Source organism: Kitasatospora sp. NPDC094015 (genome assembly GCF_040304075.1).
Lineage (GTDB): Bacteria > Actinomycetota > Actinomycetes > Streptomycetales > Streptomycetaceae > Kitasatospora.
Genome location: NZ_JBEOUL010000001.1, coordinates 491,801 through 504,598, shown reverse-complemented (window position 1 = coordinate 504,598; position 12,798 = coordinate 491,801). Strand labels below are relative to the sequence as shown.

The window sequence follows — 12,798 nt, the reverse complement described above, 5'->3', positions numbered from 1 at the left end:
CAGGAGTCCGCGCACGAGGCGGAGGAGCGAGCCGAGGCGCTCGCCCGCCTCGCGGCGGAGAGCGCCGAGGCGTCCCCGGCGCCGGACGCGGTGGAGGTGCCGGCGCAGGCGGTGGAGGTACCTGCGCACGTCGTGGAGGTCGCCGCGCAGGCGGTGGAGGTGCCCGCGCAGGCCGTGGGGCCCGCTCTGGCGGCCGGGGCGGCCTCCGGCGGGGGCCCGGCGCCGCAGGCGGCCCCCGACGCCCTCCAGGTGCCGCTGCGGGCCGCGCTGGAGGCGATTCTGATGATCGCCGACGAGCCGGTGCCCGAGGGGCACCTCGCCGGGGTCCTGGAGCACCCGCGCGCGCAGGTCGGCGCGGCCCTGCGCGAGCTGTCCGCCGAGTACACCGCCCAGGGCCGCGGCTTCGACCTGCGGCAGGTCGCCGGCGGCTGGCGGTTCTACACCAGGGCGGACTGCGCACCGGCCGTCGACCGCTTCGTCCTGGACGGCCAGCAGGCCCGGCTGACCCAGGCCGCACTGGAGACCCTGGCGGTGGTCGCATACCGGCAGCCGGTGTCCCGCGGCCGGGTCTCAGCGGTACGCGGTGTGAACTGTGACGGCGTGATGCGTACCCTGGTACAGCGAGGACTGGTGGAAGAAGCCGGATCCGAGCCCGAAACAGGTGCGATCCTGTATCGGACGACGAACTACTTCCTGGAACGGATGGGGCTGCGCGGCTTGGACGAGCTGCCGGAGCTTGCGCCCTTTCTGCCCGAGGTCGACGACGTGGAAGCGGAGTCCCTCGAAGGCACGGTGATCGCGGAGGCGGTCGCGGCCGCGCGAGCGGCGGGCGACCGCGACGAGGCGGGTCGGGAAGTGCGGTGAGGTCGGCCGGCACGACTTGCACTTCCCACGACGGAACACGACGTACGGACATTTGATGCGTAGCAGTGGCAACGGCAGGAACAGCAGCGGCGGCGGCCAGGGCCGCAGTGGTGGCCAGGGGCGGAGCGGCCAGGGCGGCCAGGGTCAGGGCGGGAGCCGGGGCGGCAGCTCGTACGGCGGTTCGTCGTACAGCGGCGGCTCGGGCGGCAGCCGCGGCGGTTCCGGCGGCGGTGGCGGCCGGGGCTCGTACGGCGGCGGCTCCGGCGGCGGCCGCGGTGGCTCCTCCGGCGGCGGCTTCTCCCGCGACCGGCGCGACGACCGCCGGGACGACCGGCGTGACGACCGCCGCGACGACCGGCGCGGTGGCGAGGAGCGCCGCTACCCGGACCGCCCGCTGCGCCCCGAGGAGCGCCGCTACGACCGCCCCGAGTTCGGCGGCGGCCCCAACGCCACCCCGAGCCGCGGCGGCTACGCCGCCCGGCGCCCGGCGCCCGCGCCCAAGCCGCGCCGCGAGGGTCAGGGTGCGCCCGGTGACCCGCGCCGCCAGCCGCAGCGCTCGCGCGAGCTGCAGGGCCGGATCGAGGACGCGGTGCTGGCCCGGCACGACAAGCCGGCCGTCAAGCTGCCCAAGACCTTCGGCGAGCCCGAGGGCGAGCGCCTGCAGAAGGTGCTGGCCCGGGCCGGCATCGGCAGCCGCCGCGCCTGCGAGGAGCTGATCGAGCAGGGCCGGGTGCAGGTCAACGGCAAGCTGGTGACCGAGCAGGGCAAGCGGGTCGACCCGGAGAACGACGAGATCAAGGTCGACGGCCTGACCGTCGCTACCCAGTCGTTCCTGTTCTTCGCGCTCAACAAGCCGGCCGGCGTGGTCTCCACCATGGAGGACCCGGACGGCCGCCAGTGCCTCGGCGACTACGTGACCAACCGGGAGACCCGGCTGTTCCACGTCGGCCGCCTGGACACCGAGACCGAGGGCATCATCCTGCTCACCAACCACGGCGAGCTGGCCCACCGCCTCACCCACCCCAAGTACGGCGTCACCAAGACCTACCTGGCCGCCATCCAGGGCCCGATCCCGCGTGACCTGGGCAAGCGCCTCTCCCAGGGCGTCGAGCTGGAGGACGGCTTCGCCCGCGCCGACAGCTTCAAGGTGGTCTCCAACGTGGGCAAGAACTACCTGGTCGAGGTGACCCTGCACGAGGGCCGCAAGCACATCGTCCGCCGGATGCTCGCCGAGGCGGGCTTCCCGGTCGAGAAGCTGGTCCGCACGCACTTCGGCCCGATCGCCCTCGGCGACCAGAAGTCGGGCTGGCTGCGCCGCCTGACCAACCCCGAGGTCGGCCGCCTGATGGGCGAGGTCGGCCTGTAACGGTCGGCGCGATCATCCCGGGCCCCTCCGCCGCTGGTGGAGGGGCCCGCGGCCGTTGCCGGGCCCGGTGTGAGCCTCACCGCAGAGCCTTGTCAGCGTGCTGATCCGTGGCGCAGGATGGCCACGAAAACTCGCCTCCTCGGATGGCGGAACTGCGCCACGGTGGAGCCGTGGCCGGGTGGGGGAAGGAGCGGCATGCTCGACGCATTCGGAGTGCTCGGCCTCGGACGGCCGGACGGTCAGGTGTACGCGGAACTGGTGATCGCGCCGCAGTCGACCGCGGCGGAGCTCGCGGACCAGTGCGGCCTGACACTCCAACAGGCGCAGGACGCGCTCGACCGGTTGGCCGACCAGGGGATGTCCACCCGGGCGCCGGTGGACCGCGAGCGCTACCTCGCGGTCGCGCCGGACGTGGCGATCGGCACGCTGATCGGCCACCGCGAGGCCCAGCTGCGCAGCGCCCGGGCCGAGATGCACCGGCTGATGGACGCCTTCCGGGAGGCCTCCCGGTACACCGACCCGGCGCACTCGGTGGAGGTGCTGACCGGCGGTGAGGCGATCGCCCAGCGGCTCGAGCACCTGATCGAGACCAGCCACTACCAGGTGCGCGGTTTCGACTGCCCGCCGTACATCCAGGACCCGGTGGCCAACCTGCCCCGGCAGCGGGTCAAGCTGCGCTCCGGGATCCGGTTCCGGACCGTCTTCGACAAGGAGGCGATCGCCTGGCCCGGCCGGCTGGAGAAGGAGATCCTGGTCGGCGTGGAGGACGGCGAGGAGGCCCGGGTCCGGCCGAGCCTCCCGATGAAGATGATGATGTCGGACGACCGGATGGCGATCATCCCGATCAGCGTCGGGGACGCCGTGCTGGACGCCGCGTACGTCATCCACCCGTCCGCGCTGCTCCAGGCGCTGGACGCGCTGTTCGAGGCGGAGTGGGAGCGCGCGGTGCCGTTGCAGACCGCGATCGGGGACGGCGACGGCACCGACGGGCCGGACGCGGACCACCTCAAGCTGCTCGGCCTGCTCGCCGCCGGCCTGACCGACGAGTCGATCGCCCGCTCGCTGGGCTGGAGCGCGCGCACCACCCAGCGCCGGTTGCAGGGGCTGATGCGGGAGCTGGGCGCCACCACCCGGTTCCAGGCGGGCATGGCGGCCCGCGAGCGCGGCTGGCTGTAGCGGGCGCGCCGGGCGGCCGGGGCGGGGCGGCCGGTCAGCTCCAGGGCGTCAGCGTGGCCCAGCGGCCGTCCGGGCCGCGCTCCAGCTTCTCCAGGCCGAGCACGGCGGTGCGGTTGAGCCGGCCGTAGATGTGCGGGAACAGCACCCCGGGGGTGGCGCCGGGCGGCGGCCCGCCGGTGGCGGCCTCCCACTTGACCATCGGCTCGACCAGGCTCTCCTCGATCAGCAGCGCCATCAGCGGGCCGGGCGTGTCCTGGAAGAAGCTGTTGGCCACCGCGAGCAGGGTCGGCTCGTCCGCCGAGCAGTGGATGAACCCGTCGGTCAGCAGCGAGGCCGCGGTGTACGGCCGCCCGGGGTCGCGCAGCCAGTCGTCGAGCGGTGCGAGATGGTAGATCATGCCTCTTTTGTACCGGATTGGCACCGGAGTTGACGGAACGGATCCTGCCGGATCCTCCACCGGCCCCGGACCGGGACCCCGATCCACGCCCCGGCGCCCCGCTGCCGGGGGCCGGGGCGGCCGGTCACAGACCCGCGACCTTGGCCGAGCCCGAGACCTCGTAGACCAGGGTGACCGTGCGGCGCCCGCCCGGCGGCAGCGCCACCTGCCAGCGGGCCACGCCCTCCGCGTCCAGCTCGTCCGGGGCCGGGACGCAGGCCTCCTTGCGCAGCCGCACCTCGACCGCGGAGACCTCGGAGACCGGGATCCGCTCGCGGACCGCGACCACCTGCTCGTCGTGCTCCTCCGGGCCCGAGAAGCGGGACAGGTGCAGCCGTACCGTGCGGGTGAGGACGGTGCGCTGGGTCAGCCCGGCCGAGGACCGGCTCTCCTCGGTCTCCCGGACCACCCGGTAGCCGTCGCAGCTGCCGAAGGCCAGCTCGGCGGGGGCGCCCGGGGCGGTGAAGCCCAGCTCGCCGCGGCCGGTGAAGCCGCTGCCGCGGACCAGGTCGACCGGGCCGGCCAGCAGCGCGTGCCCGGAGTCGTTGCGGAACCGCACCACCTGGGTGATCAGCGGGGACAGCTCGGGGGCGCAGGCGTACTCGCCGGTCGCCCGGGTGCTGAAGGCGGTCAGCGGGATGCGGTGGGCCCGGCCGTCGGAGGGCACCGAGACCGGGTCCGGGGCGCGCAGCACCCGCACCTCGCCGCCGTCGTCCACGCCCGGCAGGCCGTCCACGGCGGCCGGGCCGGTGCTGCCGATCTCCTCCTCGCGCAGCTCGACCTCGACCGTGCGGCGCTCCTCGGCGGAGCGCTCGCGCAGCGTCAGCCGGTCCTCGGTGAGCCGGGGCGGGTCGGTGGCCAGCGCCGACCGGGCGGTGGAGAAGGACACCCGGGCACCCGACCAGTCCTCGCCGGTGCGCTGCCAGACCACCGCCTCGGTCTCCAGCCGCAGCTCGCCGTCGGCCAGGGTGGCCCGGTAGGCGGGCCGCCACAGCGCGCACGGGGTCAGGTGCGCGAGGCGCAGCTCGGCCGGGCCGGCCGCCTGCGCCCGTACCGTCAGCTCGATGTGCGCGAGCAGCTCGGCGGGCTCCTCCTCGGCCTCGTCCAGCGCCCGCAGGGCGTCGGCGAGCTCCTCGGACAGTGCGGCCAGCCGGGCCCGGGCGGCGCGCAGCCGCTCGGCGCACCCGATCCGCTCGGCGTCCACCCGGTCCAGCTCACGGGTCCAGCGGGCCCGCTCCACCTCGCCCTGTCCGGCCCCCTCGCCGATCTCCCGCACCAGGTCGGTGCCGAGTTGGCGGAGCAGGGCCGCGCGGGCCTCCAGCCGTTCCGCCAGCCGGCCCTCCGCGCGCTGCCGCTCGGTCAGCTCGTGGATCCGGTGGCGCAGCGGCGAGTCCTGCTCGCCGGGCGGCAGCGGGCTGCGCGGCGTCCAGCTGCGGACCAGCCGGACGTCGAGCACCTTGACCGGCTGCGCGCCGGCCAGTTCGGCGTGCAGGGTCCGGTCGACCGCCAGCGCGGTGACCGGGCCCAGGCGCAGCCGCTGCACCCCCTCGGCCAGGTCGAGCACGGTGGCCCGCTCGACCTGGGCGCGGTCCTCCAGGCAGACGACGGCGGTGACGGGCAGCGGGATCGGCGCGGTGGGGTCGGTGGGGTGGCTGGGCGCGGTGGGGTCGGACGGGTGGCTGGGGCCGGTGGGGTCGGTGGGCTCGGGGGTCATCTGGGTCAGCTCCTGCGGTTGCCGTCGACCAGGGCCTTGCCGGCCGGGATGCGGATCTCGTAGCCGCCGTCGAGGGCGGCGGTGCCACCGGCGGGCAGCTCCACCCGCCAGACGCGGGCGCTCGGCGGGTAGCTCGCCGACGGCTCGTCCGGGGCCCGCCAGCCGGCGCGCTCCTCGATCCGGACGTCGGCCTCGGAGCTGACCGGGACGCGTTCGCGCACCTCCACCAGCACCGGGCCGGGCAGCCGGTTGGCGAGCTCGACGTGCACCCGGTGGTCCAGCACGGTGGTGTTGTTCAGCATCCCGGCGGTGGACTCGCGCAGCTCGGTGCGGCGGGCCACCCGGATGCCCTCGGCCAGGCCCAGCCCGACCCGGCGGGCGTCGCCCGGCGCCAGGGTCGGCAGCGCGGCGGTCAGCAGGTGGTCGCCGTCCACCGAGACCTCGACCGGCCCGGCCAGCAGCGCCTGGTCGGTGGCGTTGGCCAGCACCAGGGTCGCGTACACGGCCTCCTCGACGGCCGGCACGCAGACGTACTCGGTGCGCAGCCCGACCGGCAGCTCGGCGACGGTGACGGTGTGCCAGGTGCCGTCCGAGGGGATGTCGGCCGGGGCGGCGGCGTCGAAGCGGTGGTCGAAGGAGCCGGCCGACTCGCGCGGGCGGACCGCGTGGCCGGGCAGCGGCAGGGCGGCCACCTGCTCGGCCCGGCGGCGGTGCTCGGCCGCCACCGGATCGGCGCCCTGGCGGGGCAGCAGCCGGCCACGGCGGGCGGCCGGGGCCTGCGGGCCGGCCAGGGTCAGCGCGCTGTAGTCCAGCAGCGCCGCGTCCGGCTGCGGGGGACCGGGCGGCGGGGGCGGCTCGGCGGGGGTGAAGCCGGCCGGCGCGGACGCGGACGGGGAGAACGCGGCAGGCGCGGCGGACGCAACAGGAGCAGCACGGCGCTTCATGGACTCGGACGGGCCCCCGCCGCCGCCGAAGGCCCTGGAGCGGGCGACGGGGGCCTGGGCGGCGGGTGCTGGAGCGCCGAGCGGCTGCGGTTCGCCGACCGGCGGCGGGGGCGGCGGACCACCCGGTGCCGCCGGGAAGGCGGCGGTGTCGGCGTCGAGCATGCCGCCGTACCCCTGGAAGCCCGAGGCCCGCAGGACCGGGGCCGGGGGCGGCGACGGCAGGGCGGCGGGCGGCGGCAGCGGACGGGCGGCCGGTGGCGGCAGCGGCCGCACCCGGTCCGGTCCGGGACCGGCGTCGTCGTACCCGGTGAACAGGTCGGCCAGCCCCGCGGGCGGCTCGCGCCAGCCGGACGGGGCGGGCGCGCTCTGGCGGCGGCCGATCCGGATCGAACGCAGCTTCGGCAGCTCGGTGCGGCGACGCAGGTCCGCGGTGGACAGCGAGAGCCGTACACCCGTCCAGTCCTCGCCGGAGCGCTGCGCCACCGAGGCCCGCAGCACCAGCTGCCCGGTCGGCTCGCCCTGGTGGTGGCTCAGCCGGTACGTCGGCACCCAGACCGCGCCCGGGACGCCGTACTCCAGCTCGACCTCCAGCTCGGCGCCGTCCGCGCCCGCCACGGTCAGCAGCGCGGTGGCGCTGGTGGCCACCGTGCGGTCGGGGACGGAGTCGGCGGCGCGGGCGAGCCGGTCCTCGGCGAGGGCCAGCGCGTGCTCGGCCAGCCGGAGTACCTCGGCCAGCGCGGCGGCCCGCTCGTGCAGGGTGGTGAGCCGCTCCTCGACGAAGTCCGCCAGCTCGAGCCAGGCCTCGGTCGGCGTGCGGCGGTGCGGGTCCTCGGGGCGGCGCTGGGGCGGGACGGCGCGCAGCCCGGAGACCTCCTCGACCAGCGAGAGCTGTGCGGCGTGCCGCTCGTACGCGGCGTCGCGCTCGTCCCTGGCGAGGTCCGCCAGCCGGCGCAGTTCGGGGAGCGCGGACGGCTCGCGCAGCTCGGCCTCGACCGCCAGCCGGGCCTCGGTAACCCGGGCCGGGCCGTCGCCGAGCACCCGGGCGCGCAGCGAGCCGGCGTCCAGCGAGCGGGGCAACCCCGGGAGCCGGACCCGGCCGTCGGGGGGCACGGTGCCGCGGGCCCGGCGGCGGCAGAGCGCGCCGGAAGCGTACACCGTGACGGAGTCCAGCTCCGACTTCCAGCCGAGCACTGTTCGATCTGCCACCCTGCAGCCCCCTTCGCCCGCCCGTACCCGCTGACCTTGCTGAGCTTGTTGTGCTTGCTCTGCTTGTTGTGCCCTGGTGGATCTTGTCGAACCCGGGCCGTTGCTGCCGGCCTCGCTCGACGGCGCTGTCCGCTGCCGGACCTCGCGCCCGCCGGTGCGGGGCAGGGCCGTCAGGGCGCCCAGTCTGCCCCGAGCCGCCCCGGCTGTCCGGGGATTTCGGGGGCGCGTCGGGGGAGTGGACGGACGGGGCGGGGCGATGGTTCCGCCGGGTGGCGGTGGTTCGGGTGCGGTGCGTGAGGGTGGGGGGTGGATGAGGGGGAGCGTGGCGGGGTGGGGCGGGTGCCGCGGTGCGGGTGCCGGGTGCGGGGGCGCGGCGGGGTGAGGGAGGATGGGGGCCACCACGCCACCGGTACACCAGGAGACCCGCCCCCCATGCGCACCGCCGCCGTCGTCGGCACCGGACTGATCGGCACCTCCGCCGCCCTCGCCCTGACCGGCCGCGGGGTGAGCGTCCACCTGGAGGACGCCGACCCGGACGCGGCCCGGACGGCGGCCTCGCTCGGCGCCGGCACCACCGAGCCCGCCGAGGGCCCGGTCGACCTGGCGATCATCGCCGTGCCGCCCGCGCTGGTCGGCAAGGTGCTCGCCGACTGCCAGCGCCGCGGGCTGGCCCGCTGGTACACCGACGTGGCCAGCGTGAAGGCGGGCCCGCGGGCCGAGGTGCTCGCGCTGGGCTGCGACACCGTCCACTACATCGGCAGCCACCCGATGGCCGGCCGGGAGCGCTCCGGCCCGCTGGCCGCCCGCGCCGACCTGTTCGAGGGCCGCCCCTGGGTGCTCACCCCGACCGCCGACACCGACACCGCCACCCTGAACGTGGTGCTGGAACTGGTCGCGCTCTGCGGCGCCGTCCCGGTGGTGATGGACGCCGCCGCGCACGACCGGGCCGTGGCACTGGTCTCGCACGCCCCGCAGCTGCTCTCCTCGCTGGTCGCGGCCCGGCTGGAGCACGCCGACGAGACCGCCGTGCGGCTCTCCGGCCAGGGCGTCCGGGACGTCACCCGGATCGCCGCCTCCAACCCCGCGATGTGGGTCGACATCCTTTCCGCGAACGCCGGGGTGGTCGCCGACATCCTGGAGGAGGTCGCCGTGGACCTCGGCGAGACCGTGACGGCGCTGCGCGCGCTCCAGGCCTCCGACGAGGGCGAGCGGCGCGCCGGTCAGGGCGGTATCGAGGCGGTGATGCGCCGCGGCAACGTCGGCCAGGCCCGGATCCCCGGCAAGCACGGTGCCCCGCCCACCCGGTACGAGAGCGTCACCGTGGTCCTCGGCGACCAGCCCGGCGAGCTGGGCCGGCTGTTCGGCGACGTCGGCGCGCTCGGGGTCAACATCGAGGACGTCACCATCGAGCACTCCACCGGGCAGCAGGTGGGCCACGTGCAGCTCGCGGTGGCCGCCGGGGCCGTGAAGGAGCTCACGGCGGGCCTGCGCGGGCGCGGCTGGAGTGTCCGGGACTGAACCTGTCCGGTGCGAATCCTGTCCGGGAGGGGTCTGGTCCGGGGTGGGTCCGGTCCCCGGCCGAGACTGTGCGGGGGCGAGCCTGTCCGTGATCGCATCTGTCCGTGACCGAACATGTCCGGGGCCGAGGCTGTCTGGGTTCGTACCTGTCCGGGACGGGTTCGGTCGGGCGCCGAGCTGGTCCGAGGCCGAGCCCCTCGGTAACCGAGCCTGTCCTGGCCGGACCGAGGCCCGAGCGGTGGCGCAGGACGTGGTGGGCGTGCGAGGGCGGTGTGCCCGGTGGCTTGGCGGAAGCCGTTCCGCCGCTCGGGTCGGGGCCCGGGCTGGGGCGGGGTGCGACCGGGCGGCGGGGGAGTGGTCGCCGGTCGTCTAACCTTGAGGGAGTCCCCCGGTTGTTTGGAGAGAGGTTCGCCCCGTGGAAACTGCCGACCGAGCGCACGCCCCGGTCGTCGTCGCCATCGACGGACCCTCCGGCTCCGGCAAGTCGACCGTCTCCCGTGCGGTCGCCGCCCGGCTGGGGCTGAGCTTCCTGGACACCGGCGCGATGTACCGCGCGATGACCTGGTGGATGCTCAGCAACGAGATCGACGTCGAGGACCAGGACGCGGTGGCCATCGCCTGTTCCAAGCCGGTGATCGTCTCCGGTACGGACGCGGCCGGCCCGACCATAACGGTCGACGGCCAGGACGTCTCCGGCCCGATCCGCGGCCCCGAGGTCACGGCCAAGGTCTCCGCGGTCTCCGCCGTCCCCGCGGTCCGCACCCGGCTGGTCGAGCTCCAGCGCGGCTGCGCCGAGGTGGCCGAGCGGGGCATCGTCGCCGAGGGCCGGGACATGGGCTCCGTGGTCTTCCCGCGCGCCACCGTCAAGATCTTCCTGACCGCCTCCGAGACCGCCCGCGCCGAGCGCCGCGCCGCCGAGCTGCGGGCCAAGGGCGTGGACGAGGCGACCATCACCGCGATGGCCGCCGACCTCGCCCGCCGCGACGCCGCCGACTCGTCCCGGACGACCGCGCCGCTGACCCAGGCCCAGGACGCGGTGCTGGTGGACACCAGCACGCTCACCCTGGACCAGGTGATCGACCGGATCACCTCGCTGGTCGAGGCCCGGGCCGGCCTGTCGGCCGTCTGAACCCGGCCGATCGCCGGCCCAACCCGGCCGATCGCCGTCCGGACCCGGTCGATCCCTCGGCGCCCGGCCCGCTCGTTCGGGAGCGCGGCGCCGAACCCTTGCCGCAGGCACCGCCCTGCGGCACCCCTGAACCGCGGTAACCGACCGCAGAACGCAGTACTCGCGCTGCCCGCCAGGGCAGGTACGCACGGCACGCCCCTGGGAAGGGCCGTGCCGGGAAACGGAACACGAAGATGAGTAACGAGACCGCGACCGGCTCCGCCGCCTCGCACGGCGAGCTCGACCCGACGGAGTACGCCGAGTTCATGGCGCTCGCCGCCGAGGAGGGCTTCGACGCCGACGAGATCGACGCCGACCTGGACGCCGCCGGCCCGCTGCCGGTCCTGGCCGTCGTCGGCCGCCCGAACGTCGGCAAGTCGACCCTGGTCAACCGCATCATCGGCCGCCGTGAGGCGGTCGTCGAGGACAAGCCGGGCGTCACCCGCGACCGCGTCACCTACGAGGCGACCTGGAACGGCCGGCGCTTCAAGGTGGTCGACACCGGCGGCTGGGAGATCGACGTCCTCGGCCTGGACGCCATGGTCGCCGCGCAGGCCGAGCTCGGCATCGAGACCGCCGACGCGGTGCTCTTCGTGGTGGACGCCACGGTCGGCGCGACCGACACCGACGAAGCCCTGATCAAGATCATCCGCCGGGCGGGCAAGCCCACCGTGCTCTGCGCCAACAAGGTGGACGGCCAGTCCACCGAGGCCGAGGCCGCCTACCTGTGGTCGCTCGGGCTCGGCGAGCCGTACCCCGTCTCCGCCCTGCACGGCCGCGGCTCCGGCGACCTGCTGGACGCCGTGCTGGACGCCCTGCCCGAGGCGCCGCCGCAGACCTTCGGCGGCCCCGGCATCGGCGGCCCGCGCCGGGTCGCACTGATCGGCCGGCCGAACGTCGGCAAGTCCAGCCTGCTCAACAAGGTGGCCGGCGAGGAGCGGGTGGTGGTCAACCCGCTGGCCGGCACCACCCGCGACCCGGTCGACGAGCTGATCGAACTGGGCGGCAAGACCTGGAAGTTCGTCGACACGGCCGGCATCCGCCGCCGGGTCCACCTGACCGCCGGCGCCGACTTCTACGCCTCGCTGCGCACCTCCTCCGCGCTGGACAAGGCCGAGGTCGCGGTGGTCCTGATCGACGCCAGCGAGACCCTGGCCGAGCAGGACACCCGGATCATCTCGATGGCCGTCGAGGCCGGGCGCGCCGTCGTGGTCGCCTACAACAAGTGGGACCAGCTGGACGAGGAGCGCCGCTACTACCTCGAGCGCGAGATCGAGCGCGACCTCGTCCAGGTGCAGTGGGCCCCCCGGGTCAACGTCTCGGCGCTGACCGGCCGGCACATGGAGAAGCTGGTCCCGGCGATCGAGACCGCGCTGGCCGGCTGGGAGACCCGCATCCCGACCGCCCGGCTGAACGCCTTCCTCGGTGAGCTGGTGGCCTCCCACCCGCACCCCATCCGCGGTGGCAAGCAGCCGCGCATCCTGTTCGGCACCCAGGCCGGTACCCGGCCGCCACGCTTCGTGCTGTTCGCCTCCGGCTTCCTGGAGGCGGGCTACCGCCGGTTCGTCGAGCGCCGGCTCCGCGAGGAGTTCGGCTTCGTCGGGACGCCGATCTCGATCTCGGTGCGGGTGCGCGAGAAGCGTCGCCGCAAGTGAGCCGGGCCCGTCGCCGCCGGTCGGGGTGATCCGGCGGGCGGTGACGGGACGGCATTACGCCGGAGGCCGGGCAGTCGGTGGACTGCCCGGCCTCCGGCGTTCGCGCGTCCTGGCGTGGTGCGGTGGCCGCCGGCCCTGACCGTCAGCCCTGGCCGGGGACGCGGCCCGGGGGGAGCGACAGCATCGAACGGTGCCGCCCGCCGGTGCCGGGGGCGCCGGCCGCCCCGGCAGTCGTTCCCGCCGCCGCTCCGGCGGGCTGGGCCGGCGCGAGGTAGCCCGCCGCCACCCATCCGTGGCCGGTCGCGGCGCCGGCGGCGAACTGGCCGGCGTTGTTGCCGTTACCGCCGCTGCTGACGGAGACGGAGCCGCCGCCGGTCCCGCCGTTGTACGACCCGGCGGACTGCTGGCCTCCGGCGGGCTGCGTACCGGTGGACTGCTGGCTCGGCATGAACTGCGGCGAACCCTGGGTCTGCCCGGCCCAGGTCTGGAACGTCTGGTGCTGCGGGTAGGGCGTCAACTCGTGCCGGGAGCCCGCCGGTTCGCGTACGGCGAAGCCGGTGAACCGCATGCTCTCCTCGTCCGACCGGTCGCCCGGCAGGGCCCGGAAGAGCCTGCGGTACTCCGAGTACAGCGTGTCGTAGATGGGAGTGGCCGAGGACGGGTGCTCCGCGTCGTACGACGGGCGCATGCTCGGGATCGAGCGGCTGACGGGCGGGCGGCTGAGGGAGGCGACGTCGTAGCTGTACACATA

At 75.6% G+C, this 12,798-nt stretch carries 10 protein-coding genes; 6 read left to right on the top strand and 4 right to left on the bottom strand.

Annotated elements, in window-relative coordinates; all coding sequences use genetic code 11:
- Positions 1-282 precede the first annotated feature (282 nt).
- The 3 genes from scpB (at position 283) to ABT014_RS02215 (ending at position 3,406) form a co-directional block, all read left to right on the top strand.
- A complete protein-coding gene (gene scpB, locus ABT014_RS02225; protein ID WP_350636004.1) occupies positions 283-864 on the top strand; it encodes an SMC-Scp complex subunit ScpB in 582 nt (193 codons plus the stop codon).
- Positions 865-919: 55 nt separating this feature from the next.
- Positions 920-2,230, top strand: coding sequence for a pseudouridine synthase (locus ABT014_RS02220; protein ID WP_350635884.1), 1,311 nt, complete (start codon positions 920-922; stop codon positions 2,228-2,230).
- 195 nt (positions 2,231-2,425) lie between these two features.
- Positions 2,426-3,406, top strand: coding sequence for a helix-turn-helix domain-containing protein (locus ABT014_RS02215; protein ID WP_350635881.1), 981 nt, complete (start codon positions 2,426-2,428; stop codon positions 3,404-3,406).
- A gap of 34 nt (positions 3,407-3,440) precedes the next feature.
- Here ABT014_RS02215 and ABT014_RS02210 read toward each other — a convergent pair whose 3' ends face one another.
- The 3 genes from ABT014_RS02210 to ABT014_RS02200 all read right to left on the bottom strand — a co-directional run bounded on the left by ABT014_RS02210 (position 3,441) and on the right by ABT014_RS02200 (position 7,706).
- The gene (locus ABT014_RS02210; protein ID WP_350635878.1) at positions 3,441-3,803 is read right to left on the bottom strand and encodes a DUF952 domain-containing protein; all 363 of its coding nucleotides are present in this window, start codon (positions 3,801-3,803) and stop codon (positions 3,441-3,443) included.
- A 124-nt stretch (positions 3,804-3,927) separates the two neighbouring features.
- Positions 3,928-5,556, bottom strand: a complete 1,629-nt coding sequence (locus ABT014_RS02205) for a mucoidy inhibitor MuiA family protein (protein ID WP_350635875.1) — start codon at positions 5,554-5,556, stop codon at positions 3,928-3,930.
- 5 nt (positions 5,557-5,561) lie between these two features.
- Entirely contained in the window at positions 5,562-7,706 is a 2,145-nt protein-coding gene (locus ABT014_RS02200) for a DUF4139 domain-containing protein (protein WP_350635873.1), read from the bottom strand.
- A gap of 432 nt (positions 7,707-8,138) precedes the next feature.
- Here ABT014_RS02200 and ABT014_RS02195 point away from each other — a divergent pair, with 432 nt between their 5' ends.
- The 3 genes from ABT014_RS02195 to der all read left to right on the top strand — a co-directional run bounded on the left by ABT014_RS02195 (position 8,139) and on the right by der (position 12,047).
- Positions 8,139-9,224 (top strand): prephenate dehydrogenase, encoded by a 1,086-nt coding sequence (locus ABT014_RS02195; RefSeq protein ID WP_350635870.1) that lies wholly within the window; start codon positions 8,139-8,141, stop codon positions 9,222-9,224.
- A 415-nt stretch (positions 9,225-9,639) separates the two neighbouring features.
- Positions 9,640-10,353 (top strand): (d)CMP kinase, encoded by a 714-nt coding sequence (gene cmk, locus ABT014_RS02190; RefSeq protein WP_350635868.1) that lies wholly within the window; start codon positions 9,640-9,642, stop codon positions 10,351-10,353.
- Positions 10,354-10,586: 233 nt separating this feature from the next.
- Positions 10,587-12,047, top strand: coding sequence for a ribosome biogenesis GTPase Der (gene der, locus ABT014_RS02185; RefSeq protein WP_350635865.1), 1,461 nt, complete (start codon positions 10,587-10,589; stop codon positions 12,045-12,047).
- A gap of 142 nt (positions 12,048-12,189) precedes the next feature.
- Here the strand turns inward: der and ABT014_RS02180 are convergent, their stop codons facing one another.
- Positions 12,190-12,795: a hypothetical protein gene (locus tag ABT014_RS02180; protein ID WP_350636010.1), complete on the bottom strand. Its 606-nt coding sequence runs from the start codon at positions 12,793-12,795 to the stop codon at positions 12,190-12,192.
- Positions 12,796-12,798 lie beyond the last annotated feature (3 nt).